Origin of the sequence: Pedobacter sp. (genome assembly GCF_037719805.1) — a bacterium.
Classification (GTDB): domain Bacteria; phylum Bacteroidota; class Bacteroidia; order Sphingobacteriales; family Sphingobacteriaceae; genus Pedobacter.
In genome coordinates this window covers 194,239-209,904 of sequence record NZ_JBBJLZ010000003.1, presented here as the reverse complement: position 1 = coordinate 209,904, position 15,666 = coordinate 194,239, and the positions used below count along the sequence as shown (strand labels likewise).

The 15,666-nt window shown below is 40.2% G+C and carries 17 protein-coding genes; 7 read left to right on the top strand and 10 right to left on the bottom strand.

Annotation, left to right across the window (positions count from 1 at the left end):
• Positions 1–2 precede the first annotated feature (2 nt).
• Complete coding sequence (locus tag WKF66_RS10530; protein ID WP_489674406.1) at positions 3–845, top strand: hypothetical protein; 843 nt, start codon at positions 3–5, stop codon at positions 843–845.
• Between the two features lie 4 nt (positions 846–849).
• Positions 850–1,854, top strand: a complete 1,005-nt coding sequence (gene gap, locus WKF66_RS10525; RefSeq protein WP_489674405.1) for a type I glyceraldehyde-3-phosphate dehydrogenase — start codon at positions 850–852, stop codon at positions 1,852–1,854.
• A gap of 190 nt (positions 1,855–2,044) precedes the next feature.
• Here the strand turns inward: gap and WKF66_RS10520 are convergent, their stop codons facing one another.
• The 4 genes from WKF66_RS10520 to WKF66_RS10505 all read right to left on the bottom strand — a co-directional run bounded on the left by WKF66_RS10520 (position 2,045) and on the right by WKF66_RS10505 (position 4,924).
• Positions 2,045–2,569, bottom strand: a complete 525-nt coding sequence (locus WKF66_RS10520) for a DUF4199 domain-containing protein (RefSeq protein ID WP_489674404.1) — start codon at positions 2,567–2,569, stop codon at positions 2,045–2,047.
• A gap of 105 nt (positions 2,570–2,674) precedes the next feature.
• Entirely contained in the window at positions 2,675–3,145 is a 471-nt protein-coding gene (locus WKF66_RS10515) for a response regulator transcription factor (RefSeq protein ID WP_489674403.1), read from the bottom strand.
• A 551-nt stretch (positions 3,146–3,696) separates the two neighbouring features.
• The gene (lspA, locus tag WKF66_RS10510; protein WP_489674402.1) at positions 3,697–4,209 is read right to left on the bottom strand and encodes a signal peptidase II; all 513 of its coding nucleotides are present in this window, start codon (positions 4,207–4,209) and stop codon (positions 3,697–3,699) included.
• A gap of 64 nt (positions 4,210–4,273) precedes the next feature.
• Entirely contained in the window at positions 4,274–4,924 is a 651-nt protein-coding gene (locus WKF66_RS10505) for a GIY-YIG nuclease family protein (protein ID WP_489674401.1), read from the bottom strand.
• A gap of 325 nt (positions 4,925–5,249) precedes the next feature.
• On the opposite strand from WKF66_RS10505, the gene WKF66_RS10500 reads away from it, so the two are divergent.
• The 4 genes from WKF66_RS10500 to dcp all read left to right on the top strand — a co-directional run bounded on the left by WKF66_RS10500 (position 5,250) and on the right by dcp (position 9,869).
• Positions 5,250–5,888 carry a DUF6266 family protein gene (locus tag WKF66_RS10500; protein ID WP_489674400.1) on the top strand — a complete coding sequence of 213 codons (639 nt, stop codon included), beginning with the start codon at positions 5,250–5,252 and terminating at the stop codon, positions 5,886–5,888.
• Positions 5,889–5,988: 100 nt separating this feature from the next.
• Positions 5,989–6,777 carry a hypothetical protein gene (locus tag WKF66_RS10495; RefSeq protein ID WP_489674399.1) on the top strand — a complete coding sequence of 263 codons (789 nt, stop codon included), beginning with the start codon at positions 5,989–5,991 and terminating at the stop codon, positions 6,775–6,777.
• Between the two features lie 100 nt (positions 6,778–6,877).
• Positions 6,878–7,681 carry a hypothetical protein gene (locus tag WKF66_RS10490; RefSeq protein WP_489674398.1) on the top strand — a complete coding sequence of 268 codons (804 nt, stop codon included), beginning with the start codon at positions 6,878–6,880 and terminating at the stop codon, positions 7,679–7,681.
• Between the two features lie 46 nt (positions 7,682–7,727).
• On the top strand, positions 7,728–9,869 hold the full coding sequence (gene dcp, locus WKF66_RS10485; RefSeq protein WP_489674397.1) for a peptidyl-dipeptidase Dcp: 2,142 nt from the start codon (positions 7,728–7,730) through the stop codon (positions 9,867–9,869).
• A gap of 125 nt (positions 9,870–9,994) precedes the next feature.
• On the opposite strand, the gene WKF66_RS10480 is transcribed toward dcp, so the two are convergent.
• The 5 genes from WKF66_RS10480 to WKF66_RS10460 form a co-directional block, all read right to left on the bottom strand.
• On the bottom strand, positions 9,995–10,150 hold the full coding sequence (locus tag WKF66_RS10480) for a hypothetical protein (RefSeq protein ID WP_489674396.1): 156 nt from the start codon (positions 10,148–10,150) through the stop codon (positions 9,995–9,997).
• The gene (locus WKF66_RS10475) at positions 10,137–10,604 is read right to left on the bottom strand and encodes a VOC family protein (RefSeq protein ID WP_489674395.1); all 468 of its coding nucleotides are present in this window, start codon (positions 10,602–10,604) and stop codon (positions 10,137–10,139) included. Before WKF66_RS10475 ends, WKF66_RS10480 begins: the two co-directional genes overlap by 14 nt.
• A gap of 5 nt (positions 10,605–10,609) precedes the next feature.
• Positions 10,610–11,239 carry a class I SAM-dependent methyltransferase gene (locus WKF66_RS10470; protein WP_489674394.1) on the bottom strand — a complete coding sequence of 210 codons (630 nt, stop codon included), beginning with the start codon at positions 11,237–11,239 and terminating at the stop codon, positions 10,610–10,612.
• A gap of 62 nt (positions 11,240–11,301) precedes the next feature.
• The gene (locus tag WKF66_RS10465) at positions 11,302–12,270 is read right to left on the bottom strand and encodes a ligand-gated ion channel (RefSeq protein ID WP_489674393.1); all 969 of its coding nucleotides are present in this window, start codon (positions 12,268–12,270) and stop codon (positions 11,302–11,304) included.
• Between the two features lie 56 nt (positions 12,271–12,326).
• Positions 12,327–13,331: an LLM class flavin-dependent oxidoreductase gene (locus tag WKF66_RS10460; RefSeq protein ID WP_489674392.1), complete on the bottom strand. Its 1,005-nt coding sequence runs from the start codon at positions 13,329–13,331 to the stop codon at positions 12,327–12,329.
• Between the two features lie 111 nt (positions 13,332–13,442).
• Between WKF66_RS10460 and WKF66_RS10455 the strand changes: the two genes are divergently transcribed.
• Positions 13,443–14,954: a family 43 glycosylhydrolase gene (locus tag WKF66_RS10455; RefSeq protein WP_489674391.1), complete on the top strand. Its 1,512-nt coding sequence runs from the start codon at positions 13,443–13,445 to the stop codon at positions 14,952–14,954.
• A gap of 1 nt (position 14,955) precedes the next feature.
• Here WKF66_RS10455 and WKF66_RS10450 read toward each other — a convergent pair whose 3' ends face one another.
• On the bottom strand, positions 14,956–15,663 hold the full coding sequence (locus tag WKF66_RS10450; RefSeq protein WP_489674390.1) for a tetratricopeptide repeat protein: 708 nt from the start codon (positions 15,661–15,663) through the stop codon (positions 14,956–14,958).
• Positions 15,664–15,666: the final 3 nt, after the last annotated feature.

Sequence of the window (15,666 nt, the reverse complement as noted above, 5' to 3'; positions counted from 1 at the left end):
TAATGATAGCAGTAGTATACAGCGGTTCGAAAACGGCTTTCTGGAAGATCGCCAGAGATGGAAAAACCATCGCTGACTGTACTATGCCCGGCATTAATCCATGCTTTAACGACCAGAAGGCTATTCTTCAGTTTTTAAACAAAAAAGCAACGCTGATTAATCACGCCGAAAGCATTAAAAAAATCTATGTTTTCGCTGCGGGTGCTTCTTCTAAAGAACGCAGAACCGAATTAGCAGAGACACTGGGCTTATTTTTTAAGAACAGCAAAATCAAAGTTAGGGACGACCTCTACGGAGCGGCAATTTCTGCCTGTTATAATACTAATGGTATAGTAGGTATTCTCGGAAGCGGTTCAAACTGTTCTTATTTTGATGGCAAAAAGTTAGAAAAGAACAACTTCGGACTAGGCTTCGTTCTGGGAGATGAAGGTTCTGCAAATTGTCTGGGAAAGATTGTTCTTAAAGACTTTATGCAAGGGAAATTGCCGAAAGATCTTCAAACAAAATTTGCTTTAAAATACAATCTAGACAGACCTCAAGTATTAGATAGAATTTACAAAAAGCCAATGGTACAACAGTTCCTGAGCTCCTTCTTTGACTTTTACCTTGACCATCGTGATCATCCATATATCGCTGCCATTTTAAACGCTGCGTTTGAGAATTATTTTAAAACTTACCTTTTGCCAACGTTAAAATTACACCCTGGCAATGCCATTCATTTTGTAGGCATTGTGGCAGGAAACTTTCAGGAAGAGCTTAGGGTGATCGCTCAGAAGCATGGACTGGAAATTACTTCGATTACAAAAGAACCTATATACAATCTATTAAATTACTATTCAAATTAACAAAATGAGCAAAATTGGAATCAACGGCTTTGGCCGTATCGGCAGACTGGTATTTAGAGCTGCTTTAAAAAGAGGATTAGATGTTGTTGCAATCAATGACTTAGTCGAGCCGGATTACATGGCTTATATGTTGAAATACGACACTACTCACGGTCGTTTTGATGGCACTATTGCTGTTGAAAACGGACATCTTGTTGTTAATGGTAAAACTATCCGTATTACTGCGGAAAGAGATCCTGCTAACTTGAAATGGGATGAAGTAGGTGTTGAAACGGTTATTGAATCAACTGGTTTATTCTTGACTCAAGTTGATGCTGAAAAACACATCACTGCGGGTGCTAAAAGAGTTGTTCTTTCTGCTCCGGCGAAAGATGATTCTATCCCTACCTATGTAATGGGTGTTAACCATGATAAATTAACTGCAGATCAAACTGTAGTATCTAACGCGTCATGTACTACAAACTGTTTAGCTCCAATTGCTAAAGTATTAAATGACAACTGGGGTATTGCTGAAGGTCTAATGAGTACAGTTCACGCAGTAACAGCAACACAAAAAACTGTTGATGGTCCGTCTGCAAAAGACTGGAGAGGTGGACGTGGTGGTTTCTCTAACATCATTCCTTCTGCAACAGGTGCTGCAAAAGCGGTTACTAAAGTTATTCCTGAATTAAAAGGAAAACTAACAGGTATGGCTTTCCGTGTCCCGGTAGCAGACGTTTCAGTAGTCGATCTAACAGTACGTTTAGAAAGACCTGCAACTTACCAACAAATTAAAGATGCCATGAAAGCTGCTTCAGAAGAAGGACCTTTGAAAGGTGTTCTAGGATATACTGAGGACGAAGTTGTTTCGTCTGACTTCATCGGAGATGATCATGCTTCAATTTTTGACGCAAATGCAGGTATTGCATTGAATGATAACTTCGTGAAAGTTGTTTCATGGTATGATAACGAATGGGGCTATTCATCAGCTTTAGCGAAATTCGTTGAATACTACGGAAACTTAAAATAAAACCCGTTCATACAGGTTTATATTTGGTTAGATAAAGGGATGTTCGTGGATACGACATCCCTTTTCAATTAACGGCTGTCGGTCAATGTCAAAGATTATCTGAGATGTTATCCAGCCAACGGCCATGGCAATATTAACATCGTTCTGTCAAGTCTACCTTTAGCCTGAACAAGAGCTTTTACATTTAGAGCTAATCTCTACGCCTTTTTCGCTTCAAAATCAAGGCTGTAACCAGCGACACAATAAGACCTACGGGCAAAATTTCCATGTAAGTGGTAAGCGCAACACCTATTGGCGTAGCATACCAGTCCTTAAAAGTTTCAATCTGACTGCGAACACCAGCCACTTCTGCCGGAGTCATTTGGCTTACTTTAGCGGGGCTTAACTGATAGGCAGCTAATTTTTCAATAAAATCCGGAAAGAAATTGTAATAGGCAACCATCCACCCGATAACGTAAAGAGTTGAGGCAATCAAAGCCATGTATAAGGACATCAGAAAAGCTCTCCCAAAGCTAATTATGCCACCATGATGCTTGTCCCGGTAATTCTTTACACCTACGAAAATGAGGGAGAATGACAACAGCATGGCGGTATAACCCAACAGCATACTACCATCAAAGGAATTTTTAGAATAACAATATGCGATAGAGAACGACATAAAAGTAGCTACGCATATCCCCGATATCAAGCCGTAGACCAATACATTTTTTTTCATAGTATTTTTGTTAATGTTTAGACAGCAAAAATGAGTAATAGCCACAGCATCGGGATCATACTTTCAGGTGATTTTGATCTAATAACGAATCACAACGCTAAAGTATTAGGGTATAATGTTCAGCCTTCTTGCAATTTCAACCGCTTGCGTACGTCGCTGTACATCTAGCTTTTGAAATATTTTAGACGAATGTGTTTTAACGGTATTTAAAGATATAAAAAGTCGCTCTGCAATTTGCAAATTACTCAGTCCATCCTCCATCAATTGTAAAACTTCTAACTCACGCTTACTAAGACAGAGTCTCGAAACCTCAGCTTCGTTTAATACGAAATGATCTGTTTTAATTAAGACCTGCTTTTCTACCACAACGGTAATGGTTTTAAGGCTGGTTAACTTGTTGGCCAACCAAATACCCAACCCGGTAAAAAGTATAGCAAGAGCACCTGCATACATCTCAACGGTGTGGTCAATAACCACCATCCTCCATTCCAGCCACTTCATCATAAGCAACAGTATAGCCAGGGATGTCCCATAAAGCAGAATAGATCGGTTTCGCACTAAAAACTTGAATGTCATTAAACCATTTAATTTTGTGTTTTAAAAATAGCAGAAAATAAGGAGGTTTAAAAATAAGTAAATTAATGCTTTACGTTATTTAATGATGCACAATTCATCAAAGATTATCAAGTAATGTACCTGCTACAATGTTGATAGATTTAAGTATTTCAAGGTAACGTCTAAGTACACGGAGTGATGCTCTTAGATTTCATAAAACGGTTTAAACACCACATCTTCAATGCTAACCTGCAGCTGTGAATCTTACACTGTATTACATTGGTTTTAGGTGTCAGCGTGAACCTGCCAAGCCCGTAACTTGAAGATGAAACAAAAGTTAGTATTATAAAATAGAACGTGTACTTGCTTACCCTAGCAATTTACCTTTAAGCTAATATTGAAGCAGCTAGTACAGCATAGAGAATGAAGTCTCCGAAAATGAAGCTATAAATCCAATTATTTAGACTGTAAAGCCAAGCACTTAAAACGGTGAAGAGAAAACTGGATTACTAAATCAAATATAAGGTAGGAGATTAATACGAATAACCTGAACACTGCTACTAGCAGTGTAATTAATAAGTCTCAGCACCCTTGACCAGTCGCTTATTAACGTATGCGGCGGCAACTATCATGGCCATACCAAACATTATGGACACATCAGCCAGATTGAAAACGCCTGTCTGAAAGATAACAAAGTCGATATGCAGAAAATCGGTAACTGAGCCAAACACAATTCTATCGTAAAGATTACCAATGCCACCGCCTATCACAAAAGCTGCTCCTATTATGGTTAATTGGGACAGCTTTGACTTGGTCATGATGAAATACAGTCCCATTAACAACACAATTGCTGGAAGAATAATTAATAACGTGAATTTAAAAAACTCCGGAAGCAAACTACCTAAACTTAAAAAAGCACCTGTATTCTCTACTTTCGTCAGGGTGATATTATCTATGTAGACTTTAATATTGTCATAATAACCAATTTCCTTCCGTACGATGTTCTTAGAAATCTGATCGCAACCTACGTTGCAGACTACAATCAGTAGAATTGCAAGCTTAGTAATGCCGGTACTCAATTTCATAGCAAAATTATTTTAGCTAAACTTAGCTAAAATAATTTAAAACTAATCTCCACTAAGCGTTAGGCTAGCTGGTCCTTAGGTTGGCAAACTGATAGCTCTCCGCCACCTGTGCTTTTTCCTTAATCTGAGTAAAAGCAACCTGCACATCATCTTGAAGCTGAGTGATTACGTTTCTGGCTTTGCTATAAGAACATTGATAAATATCATGTGCATTCTGCAATTTGCCAGCTTTAGTATGTTGCCTGCTAGTTTTGTAATTATGGAGTTCAGAGTGTACTGTTCGTTCCACTTTACCGATTTTTAGCGTTTTCGCTTCGAACAAAATTACCCAATCATCGAAGTTGGCATACTTTGCTAAAGCAGTATTCAAATCGTTAACACGACCTTTAGTATCGCCTGTACATGCAACTTTAATCAATTTCCCCTTTAGAGAACCAGCAATATATACAAAACCTACTTTATGTTCTACCAATGCTGCTGCAACTTTACCGGGATCGCACTGCGGACAAAATCCAGCGATGGTTCTTAAACGGTGTGTTGGTTCATTCTCGCACTCCTCAGTATTAACAGCTATAACAGCATCAACTTCAGACATTTGTGCTTTTAAATCATCTGACATCCCCTCGCCTTTGGCGTCAAATAATAGCTCGTAAGAGACTTTGTGTTTTTTAAAAAACTCTTGTTGCTCCTTCGTAAGCTGGTCTTTTGTAATCATTTTATAAAATTACACATATTTCTTGGGTTAAGGTTAATGTAGATGTAAGTATGAAGCTATTAGTAGCTAAGACTTGGCTTAAGTAATGGGAGTATCACCATTCAGACTTAGTCCACACCTTGTTCACACCAAACCCACAATAGGGTACCTTTTCGTGAACAATGTGTGTCTAAAGTGGGTTCAATGTGAGGACTGGCCTGCACTAGTACCTTATTCCATATCAGGTCTGCCTTATCCCCGACTGTTATTGCAATATATAATTTTATTATTAATTAACTTACTACATTGTACCTCAATTATTTAATTAATTATTAATCTTAAAAAAATGGGAAAAATTAAAAAAGGTATTCTTGGTGGAGTATCAGGAAAAGTAGGTGCCGTAGTTGGCGCGCATTGGAGAGGAATCGATTATTTACGAGGAATTCCGAAATTACAGACAAAGCCGAGAACGGAGGCACAACATGCCCAAGCTTCTAAGATGACGCTTTTGCGGGGCTTTTTATTAGGTATTGGAGACGTTGTAAAAAAATGTTTCCAAAATTTTACCGAATACACAGAAATGAATGCGGCGCTGTCTTATAACATGATCAATTCTATCGCTGGAGCCTATCCAAACTTCGAGGTAGATTTCCCTGAACTTGTTTATTCTAAGGGCGAGCTTCTCGGCTCCTGGAGTCCTAAAGCGATTTCAAAAGCGGCAAACCAGGTAACAGTAAGTTGGAAGAACAGACCGTTTTCCACCTTGAGCCTAGCGGATGACAGTGTAATAGTGATTATGTATTGCGTCAAAACCGAAGAATTTCACATTTTTGATGTAATCGGTACGCGTTCGGACAAATCGGTAACACTGGCTGTCCAAGAAGATGTGAGTGGCAATACTGTCCACTGTTATGTTAGTTTCTATTCTAAAACGCGTAAAGTGTCATCTACCAACGAATACATTGGTGAGATCCTTGTAAACTAGCCTCCTTAGTTGAAGTACATAAGGGGCAATAGGCGCCCCTTATGTTTAAACATTAGAATAAAAGGTTGCATTATACCAATTTATATGTAATTTAATTTCTATGAAAAAGCTTTTATACCTGGTTGTCATTGCCTTACTAGGGAGTTGCACAGCAAATGTCTCTGTAGACAAAGTTTACATGCCACATCTGATAAATCCAGGAGAGACTTTCAATGAGTATCCGTCAGAAAAAGACAGTGCCATCACATTCAATATTCATGAAGAAAAAGAAGGAAAGGCAGTGGGTGCAAATCCAAAGGTTTGGTATGATGTAAAGTTTGGAGATACGATCGTTAAGATCCAGCCGAACAAAGCAGACCCTAATTATACGAACGGAAAGTTTATTCGCGGTAAGTTTATGAATACTCAAAAGACATCGTTGTTGGTTCAAATTGCAGATGGTTTTGATTTGCGGGCAAAGTTTTATTTGATTGCATTAAGAAATCATCAGCTAAGTGTGACGGAACTACGACGGCCTACAAAGAAAGAAGGGGACTTAAATTTCATTGGTTTAATCCAACTTGGAAGCGAAGGCTATTTGATAAATAACGATTTTTTAGTTTCTCCGGTCACCTCCAAGGTGTATTTTTTAAAGCGGGAGCAGCCAGATGAGCGCATTCAAGGACAATATTTATTAAAATCTCCAGATAAGGCAACGCTGGTTTTCATGAGACCTTCTTCATTGTATCAGGTGAATTATCAAAACGATGAGTCTTTGACCGTACCTTTCAACTTTGATGCGACTGAACCTGGCTTATATATCTATATACAGGAGAATTATGTTTGGAAGTCCAGGAAACCCGGACTTAGCTTTCTAGTGGAAGACAAGAATACGCTTGCAACAAATTAAATACGCAGGCGATTTGATTTGGATATGTCAGCACATCAATTAACTTTGATAAAATAAATTATCAGTTTAATATTAACCCCTTAATCAAATATAAATTCAAATGAAAAATTTATTCTATGCTTTGGCCTTATCAGCCTTCCTTTTTAGCTGCAGCAGCAAACATGAATCAGTAATTGTTCCACGAGTTCTTACAGAAACGGAACGTTTCAATTCTTACCAGGAAGGAGATGCGCTATTTATAATGAAATACGGAACTGAAGATCGGGTTAAAGATGAAAAAGAGGGCCAGGGAGAATTTAACATAAAATTTAGAGATACTACTATTTATATACAAACGAACGCGTCTGATCCTGCAGCGAAAACAGACAAATTCGCTTTCGCTCAATATGTAAACACTCAAAAAACTACAATACTTGCACAGGCTGCAGGTAAAGAAGGTGCAACAGCGCCAGTTTACCTCATTAGTTTGAATGAAAATAAAGTTGAGGTCATCAGTCTTTCACGTCCATCAAAAGGTGCACAAGACAAGGAATACACTCAAGGCATGATTAAAGTAGGCAAAACCGGATACATTATTAACAACGATTACTTTGTAACTAATGTAAATGCAAAAGCATATGTACTAAAGAGACAAAATCCAGATGAGAGAATTCAAGGAACTTATTTTAACCTTTCTCAGGATAAGCAAACACTTGTATTCTTAACAGCTAATTCTTTATATCAGATCCATTACCCAACAAATCAGGTCAACACACAAGTATTGCCTGCAGATAAAAGTACAACTCCAGACCTGGCTTCAGTTTACATCGCATCCAATTATAAGTGGGTTGTTGATAACAAAATAGCTTTTCTTAGGAAAATTGGAGATAGTAACAAAGTGGTAGACATCTCTTCGTTCAAGTAAATTTAACACCGACGATTCGTATATTAGTTTTCGAAAACTAATATTCATGAAAATATCTCATAAGTTGCCGCTATTGGCAATGTTAGCAATTTTTGCCGCTTGTAACGAAAGCGGCAAAAATTCTTCTACTGCTATATCCGATTCCTCGACCAATGCTCTGCTTGTTAAAAGCGAGCTCCCATATCAAGCTCCTCCATTCGATAAAATTAAAGACAGTGATTTCAAACCGGCTTTTGAAGCGGGAATGAAGGAACACTTATCTGAAATTGACAAAATAGCTTCCAACCCAGAGGTGCCTTCATTCGAAAATACGCTCGTGGCGCTAGAAAGATCCGGCCAAACTTTAAGTCGCGTCAACAACGTATTTAATACGCTAACCGGGGCTAATACAAATGAAGGCTTGCAAAAGCTGCAGGAAGAGGTGGCACCTAAATTGGCTGCTCATCAAGACGCCATTTATTTAAACACAAAGCTTTTTACGCGCATAAAGGATATTTATACAAAAAAGTCCACCTTGAAACTAGATCCGGAGTCTGCTAAACTCATTGAATATTATTATCAAACTTTTGAATTAGCCGGCGCGAAACTAAGTGATTCAAATAAAACCAGTCTAAAAAAGCTAAACGAGCAGGAGGCATCACTAAATGCCAAATTCTCAAATCAATTGCTCGCAGCTGCTAAAGCCGGAGCAGTACTTATTTCGGATAAAGCTGAGCTGGCAGGAATGTCTGAAGGCGACATCAATGCTGCCGCACAAGCAGGCAAAGACAACAAACAAGATGGCAAATGGATGTTGAAGCTACAAAACACGACACAACAGCCATTGTTACAAAGCTTGAACAACCGTACTACCAGACAGAAATTATTCGACGCATCAATTAACCGCGCAGAGAGAGGTGATGCTAACGATACGAGACGAACAATTGCTGAGATCGCTAAAATCAGAGCGCAAAAAGCGAAATTGATGGGCTTCGCCAACTATGCGACCTGGAAACTTCAGGACCAAATGGCGAAAACTCCTGCAGCTGTTGAAACATTCTTCGCCAAGCTGGTTCCTTCCGCAACTGCCAGAGCGAATGCAGAAGCAGCAGACATCCAGTCTGTGATCAACCGTCAAAAGGGAAATTTCAAACTTGCGGCATATGACTGGGACCATTATGCTGAACAGGTTCGTAAAGAGAAGTATGACCTTGATGAAAAGGAGATAAAGCCTTATTTTGAATTAAATAGTGTATTAAAGGATGGTGTATTCTTTGCAGCAACCAAACTTTATGGCATTACTTTCAAGGAGCGCACCGATCTTCCGGTTTATCAAGAAGATGTGAAGGTGTTTGAGCTATTTGAAGAGGATGGAACGTCAATTGGGCTTTTTTACTGTGATTTCTTTAAAAGAGACAACAAATCTGGCGGTGCCTGGATGAGCAATTTAGTGGGCCAATCCGGCTTGTTTGGCACTAAACCAGTCATTTATAACGTGTGTAACTTTACCAAGCCGTCGAAGGGGGAGCCTGCGCTGATCAGCTTTGATGATGTAACTACCATGTTTCATGAATTTGGACATGCATTGCATGGTTTCTTTGCAAGTCAAAAATACCCGAGTCTATCTGGAACCAGCGTTGCAAGAGATTTCGTTGAGTTTCCTTCTCAATTTAATGAGCATTGGGCGATGGACCCTTTGATTTTCAAGAACTATGCGAAGCATTATAAAAGTGGCCAGTTGATGCCACAGGTTTTAGTCGACAAAATTAAAAAGGCCTCTGCATTCAATCAGGGGTACTCTCTAACAGAAACCTTGGCCGCAGCGGCGTTAGATATGCAATGGCATAAACTTACCGCAAATGATCCACTGCAAGACGTTAATAAATTTGAAACGGCTGCATTGGCTAAAACGGGGTTGGCATTGTCATATGTTCCGCCAAGATACAGGTCAAGTTATTTCCTGCACATTTGGGCTAACGGCTATGCAGCTGGTTACTATGCTTATTTATGGACAGAGATGCTCGACAATGACGCTTATTCATGGTTTGAAGAGAACGGTGGATTAAGCAGAGCTAACGGTCAGCGCTTTAGAGACATGATTTTGTCTAGGGGTAATACAGAAGATTATGGAAAGATGTTTAGTGATTTTAGAGGGCACGTACCTGACATTACGCCAATGCTAAAGAACAGGGGCTTGCCTACGAAGTAGGGAGTGTTGTCGAGATTTTAGTGTTTTGGCAAACCCATTGAAGTGGCATTGACGGGTCATATAACGCCATCCTGAATTTATTTCAGGACCTCGGCAAGCGATGCCACCCAGCCCGAGGTTGCGGCCTACGCCCCAAGGACGGGGTAGGATAACCTGTCATTGGTAAGCGGCAACTTTCCGGCTTCTCCCCCACCACTATTATGATGATCATGATCTGAATGATCCTTATGTGTGTGGCTCTCTTCAGGCCCGTTTAGGTCTGCATTGCTATTTTGCGTCATTTATTTCAAGCCAATGGCCATCAGGGTCTTTAAAATAGATCTGTTTTACACCGTCAACCCTGGTTGTAACAGTGCTCGCCTTACCCGGCCAGTCTTCATAATGGACTTTTCTAGCATTTAGATTTTTAACGAAATCCTCTACGGAAGCTACGCTAAAGCACAAGTGCTCATTCTTATCGTGCTCATTCCCTGTCTTTGCACCCTGGATAAGGTGCAGTTGACCCGCAGGACCGAGTGTAAACCAGGTATGGCGGTTGTCTTTAAAAGGCTCAGGAATTTCCTGGAGATTCAATACATCTTTGTAGAATTCAGTTGCCTTCTTAAGATCGGCTACATAAACAGCGATATGGTTTAAAACGGTTACCTGTTTCTTATTTTCGGTTTGAGCCATAGCTTTCTTAGCTGGAGACATAATTATTAGAATAAGGGCGATAAAGAATGCTTGTTTCATCATTAGTTTTAGGATTTCTTAAGCAAGATCGTCAAAATCCTCGGTATTTGACTTCTGTCATTATCATCAAAATATTCATCTAACGCAACCAGCTCAAGTCCGTGTTTCTTGCCGGCAATGATGAAGTCGGATACGTTATGATTGAAGCAGTCAACCACCTGCTGATCGCCTTCAACTGTATCGAATCTGGCTTTTGTGCCCGTATACTGTTTAAAGGGATGTAGTTCACCAATATATACGTACCCTCCCTGATTCAATGATTTACCAACTTCATTGAAAACATAGTCCAGGTTTTCAATGTGTTCCAGTATAAGACTGAAGGTCACTAAATCATATAAACCGTCTCTAAAGTTCCATTTACGAGTGATGTCGGCTTGTTTAAACTGCACCTTATTCGACGTAAACTTATCTTTAGCCCTTGCAAGCATCTGGTCCGACAAATCAACTGCTGTAATTTGCACTGCTTTATCAATCAACCACTCCGTATTTTTACCGGTACCACAACCAATCTCAAGCACCTTGTTAAATGACACCGTAGTTAATGATAGTTTAAGTGCAAGACCTTCCAGATCACGAGTTTTATTGTCGTTCGTATCGTATTGCGCCGCCCAGATATTGTAAGCTTGTTTCGTATTCATATTAACACAAACTTACATGATTTCGGCTATTACTTTAAAGAATTTTCCAGGAGTTTTAGTGACTATCCTCTAATTGCCTCCGTAATGAAGTAGACATTCAGGATCAAATAGGCAGCTAATAGCGTAAGAGACGAGATCCTATCAAATTTGTTAACTGAGCCAAGCTTCCCTCGCTTTATTAGTCTTAAGGAATAGGCAGTAGATATAATTACCACAAGTATGAATACGAGTGTTATTCCATGCAGGGTATCAACTAAAGTGAATGTTGTGGTCTCAGGCAACGAACCGTCGATGATATACTTGTTGCCAATAACAGCGAAAAGTGAGCCTACGCTAAGACCGAACCTGGAATCAATGCTGTCTGAGTGTATATAGAAGCACATAAATGCAATGAAGAATGCCACATACATCCCTAAAAACATCTTTCCAAAGATACCCAGCGCATCCCTGCTGATCCCAACACGAACTTTGAAATTGCTGTACTCAGTATGTGGGACTTTAATTGATGTATCTCCAAATGCCGTTTCATAAACCTTGGTACCTGTAGAGACCTTCAGGCTGTCTATATTCCAACCGCGAATGGTGAAACGCGGGTCATACTGTTTGCCTAAAGTGTCAGGCACAAATATCAGAGATTGAGAATCATATTGTGAGTTCTCAATAGATAAACGCAAGATCTGGTGATCAAAGGGGAAATTGTCTATCGACCATGAATCTTTCATCAGGCACTGGATTTTCATCAATAGATAAACTTCAGTACCAGTGCTATCAATCGTTGAAAAGGATTTGGTAACCGTTTTGGCTTGAGGAATCTCCAGGTTTTCTACAAAATCAAACTCTCTATTTTTATACTTAAGCCATAGCCAAAAGTCTACCGTATATTCCTTTTCTTTGAAATCGATATCATGAATACTTGTGACATAGATTCCGCTTCTAACAGTATCTGGCAAAGTCTCTTGCCCAAACAGGTTAGCGGCGAAACAAATGACTTGCAACACGAACAACAGGGAGAATACTTTAAGTTTTTTCAAGAGAATAGCAGTGCTTTAGACAATACTATAAAGATATGAAAATAACTCCAAGCCAGCTACCCTTTGAAAGCCTCAGAAACAAGTTGATAGGATCTTAGCTTGGCCTCATGATCGTAAATATGTGAACTGGCCATTACTTCATTAACTTGCGTCTGGTCTAAAAACCGTTGAAGGTCTTCCTGTATAGTCGCTTTGCTTCCAATAAATGTACAGGCAAGCATTTGGTTGGCCTGAGCTTCTTCATAAACATCCCATACCTCATCCATGTTATCAACTGGCGGCTGTAACAGCATGCGCTTGCCGGTTACAATACCTCTAAACAACTGGAATAAGGATGTGGCCAGTTTATTCGCCTCAGCATCGGTATCTGCAGCTACAACGTTTACACAAGCAATAACATAGGGCTCAGATAACTGTGCGGAAGGTTTGAAGTTATTGCGGTAAATCTCTATTGCCGTCAAGAATTGCGCAGGTGCGAAGTGACTGGCAAACGCATAAGGCAAGCCAAGCGCCGCCGCAAGATGTGCGCTGTCAGTACTGGATCCCAGGATCCAGATCGGTATCTCCAAGCCCTCGCCTGGAATTGCTCTAACACTACTTTTAGCATTCTCAGCAGAAAAGTACTGCTTTAATTTTAATACATCCTTAGGGAAGTCGTTCGCTGCGTTGAATCTTTCGCCTCTGATGGCCATTGCTGTAACCTGGTCAGTTCCAGGTGCTCTTCCTAAGCCCAGGTCAATACGTCCGGGAAATAAAGATTCCAAGGTGCCGAATTGCTCCGCGATCACTAAGGGGGAGTGATTAGGAAGCATAATGCCCCCAGATCCTACCCTGATCGTTTTAGTACCACCGGCGATATGTCCGATGACTACTGACGTGGCAGAGCTGGCAACGCTGATCATGTTGTGGTGCTCTGCTAACCAATACCTATTGAAACCCCAGTTTTCTACATGCTGTGCAAGGATTAAACTGTTTTTAAATGTATCTGCTGGTGTTTTGCCTTCGATAACAGTGGCAAGATCTAATACTGAATATGGTGTGTTGCTAAGAAGTGCTTTCATGTTACAATTATGAAAGCAAAATTACAGCCTATTTGTGCGAAACCGCTTTTATGGAAAGGATATGACTTTAAATACACTTTTTCCTATCTTGGCAATCCCAAACCAAATAGAATGAGATTTATAGTTCGTCTTCTCTTAGTTAATCTTCTAACAATAACAACTTTTTTTGATGTTAACGCACAGGCGCAAAAAGCAGTTATCCCAGGAGACTTTGCAGACCCATCCGTTATCAGAAAAGGAAATCAGTATTTTGCTGTAGGAACTTCCTCTGAGTGGGCACCTCATTTTCCCATTTATACCTCTTCGAATTTAAAAGACTGGAAACAAACTGGTTATGTATTCGATAAGGCACCTGAGTGGACATCAGGTTCGTTTTGGGCCCCTGAGTATTACTTTCATAACAATACTTACTTCATCTATTATACAGCCAGACGTAAAAAAGACAATGTATCTTACATTGGCGTCGCTACCTCTACCTATCCTGACCGCGGTTTTAAAGACCATGGGGCGATCATTGAATATGGTAAGGAGGCAATAGATGCCTTTGTATACAATGAGAACGGACAGCTGTACATTACTTTCAAAGCCTACGGCCTTGATGACCGTCCAATCGAAATCCTAGGCAGCAAGCTTTCTGCTGATGGTCTTAAACTGGAGGGTGAGCCCTTCACCTTGTTTAAGGATGATAAAAAGATCGGCCTGGAAGGACAAAGCATAATTAAGAAAGATGGCTTCTACTACTTATTCTATTCTGCTGGCAACTGCTGTGGAATCCAGTGCGATTATAATGTGAGGGTTGCGCGGTCGAAAGATTTTAAAGGCCCTTATGTTGATTTTGACAAGAACCCGATCCTACAGGAGAATGCCGATTGGAAGTGTTCAGGTCACGGAACATTTGTTAATACTCCGGCAGGAAAGACATTTTATTTATACCATTCTTATCATAAGACAACAACCGTTTATACTGGTAGACAGGGAATGCTGGCAGAGCTAACCTGGCCTGTTGCTGCTGGTTGGCCTGTGTTCAAAGCGGCCAGTGCTACCTCCGGAACTGATGCAAACAGCAATGTAAACGATGACTTCTCTGCTTCGAAACCATCTCTAGCGTGGCAATGGGATTTCCGTAACTCTAGTCCTGTTTTAACGCAGAGCGCTGGAAATTTACTGATCTCTGGAAGCACTAAAGCGAGCAATAATTCTGGAATCGCAATCACGAGGCGTCCAGTTTCAAACAGTTTTGAAATGGTTACTACCCTTGTTAATGAAAACGCCGCTCAGAAAGGCTTAGTTTTTTACGGCGATGCAAACGCTTCCATCGGTGTTGGTGTAGTTGGTTACAAAGTTGAATTCTGGAAAGTTCAGGACAACAAGCGTTCGGTGATCTCTGATGCTACAATTTTAGCTAACGCTATGGTATCACTGAAACTGACAGTACAGGCGGATCTTAGCTGTAAGGTATTTTATAGAACCGGTAATGCGCCATGGAAAGAACTGGCAGGTCCCGAAACACCTAAAGTCAGTTTCTTGACACAATGGGACAGAAGCCCCCGTATTGGTTTAAACTTTAAGGGAGGAGAAGATCAGAACGCTGTTTTCTCGGACTTTATGATATCCTATAAGTAGCTCAGGTACCAGAAGAGCCATTTTTGCAGCTGACGATCAGCTTTTTTGCGCTGGTGGAATTTACGTTATCAGCCGGGATCTTTTGCAACCACGCTATAGCAGCTGCCTTATTGCCTTCTTTGATGAAACTTAATGCAACGTAGTAAGCCGCATCAAACTTGAACCTTGTTTCGCCTTTATGAAGATTCATAAATATCGTTCTTGCTTCATATTCCTTTCCCGTTTCCACGAGGGTGATGGCAAAATAATAAGACAATGATGGATTTAGCGGATTGAGCATATATTCTTTCTGCAACAATTTCCTTGCTTTTTCGTAATGACCATCATTAAATAATTCGGCACCTTTCGCAATGTTTTCTTGCGCATCAGAACCTGGTGGAGGAAGCGGCATTGTTCTGCTTATCGCATATTCTTTATACAAATCAGAGGACCAGGGCGACCAGATCAGCAGGCCAAGCTGCAATAGTATCCCGCAAATAATGAAGTACTTGAGATATGGGTGTAAAAAAGTTTTTTTTGTAGTTGGAGGTGGTGTCGACAAAACTGGCTCAGCCGTTATGTTCAATGAGCGCTTTGAACTTCTATAGTCTTCCAATGCCTGTCTGAGTTCAGCGTTATCCTTGATTTTAGATTCAAATGAAATCATTTCCTGCATTTCCATATTCCCTTCCAGGTAACGCGCAACGGCTAGGGTATGTTCTTGTTTCATTCG

What these genes read in the sequence shown, in the direction of transcription:
- WKF66_RS10530 (WP_489674406.1), top strand. Translation starts at nt 3, where the DNA reads ATGATAGCAGTAGTATACAGCGGTTCGAAAACGGCTTTCTGGAAGATC.
- gap (WP_489674405.1), top strand. Translation starts at nt 850, where the DNA reads ATGAGCAAAATTGGAATCAACGGCTTTGGCCGTATCGGCAGACTGGTA.
- WKF66_RS10520 (WP_489674404.1), bottom strand. Translation starts at nt 2,569, where the DNA reads ATGAAAAAAAATGTATTGGTCTACGGCTTGATATCGGGGATATGCGTA.
- WKF66_RS10515 (WP_489674403.1), bottom strand. Translation starts at nt 3,145, where the DNA reads ATGACATTCAAGTTTTTAGTGCGAAACCGATCTATTCTGCTTTATGGG.
- lspA (WP_489674402.1), bottom strand. Translation starts at nt 4,209, where the DNA reads ATGAAATTGAGTACCGGCATTACTAAGCTTGCAATTCTACTGATTGTA.
- WKF66_RS10505 (WP_489674401.1), bottom strand. Translation starts at nt 4,924, where the DNA reads ATGATTACAAAAGACCAGCTTACGAAGGAGCAACAAGAGTTTTTTAAA.
- WKF66_RS10500 (WP_489674400.1), top strand. Translation starts at nt 5,250, where the DNA reads ATGGGAAAAATTAAAAAAGGTATTCTTGGTGGAGTATCAGGAAAAGTA.
- WKF66_RS10495 (WP_489674399.1), top strand. Translation starts at nt 5,989, where the DNA reads ATGAAAAAGCTTTTATACCTGGTTGTCATTGCCTTACTAGGGAGTTGC.
- WKF66_RS10490 (WP_489674398.1), top strand. Translation starts at nt 6,878, where the DNA reads ATGAAAAATTTATTCTATGCTTTGGCCTTATCAGCCTTCCTTTTTAGC.
- dcp (WP_489674397.1), top strand. Translation starts at nt 7,728, where the DNA reads ATGAAAATATCTCATAAGTTGCCGCTATTGGCAATGTTAGCAATTTTT.
- WKF66_RS10480 (WP_489674396.1), bottom strand. Translation starts at nt 10,150, where the DNA reads ATGACGCAAAATAGCAATGCAGACCTAAACGGGCCTGAAGAGAGCCAC.
- WKF66_RS10475 (WP_489674395.1), bottom strand. Translation starts at nt 10,604, where the DNA reads ATGATGAAACAAGCATTCTTTATCGCCCTTATTCTAATAATTATGTCT.
- WKF66_RS10470 (WP_489674394.1), bottom strand. Translation starts at nt 11,239, where the DNA reads ATGAATACGAAACAAGCTTACAATATCTGGGCGGCGCAATACGATACG.
- WKF66_RS10460 (WP_489674392.1), bottom strand. Translation starts at nt 13,331, where the DNA reads ATGAAAGCACTTCTTAGCAACACACCATATTCAGTATTAGATCTTGCC.
- WKF66_RS10455 (WP_489674391.1), top strand. Translation starts at nt 13,443, where the DNA reads ATGAGATTTATAGTTCGTCTTCTCTTAGTTAATCTTCTAACAATAACA.
- WKF66_RS10450 (WP_489674390.1), bottom strand. Translation starts at nt 15,663, where the DNA reads ATGAAACAAGAACATACCCTAGCCGTTGCGCGTTACCTGGAAGGGAAT.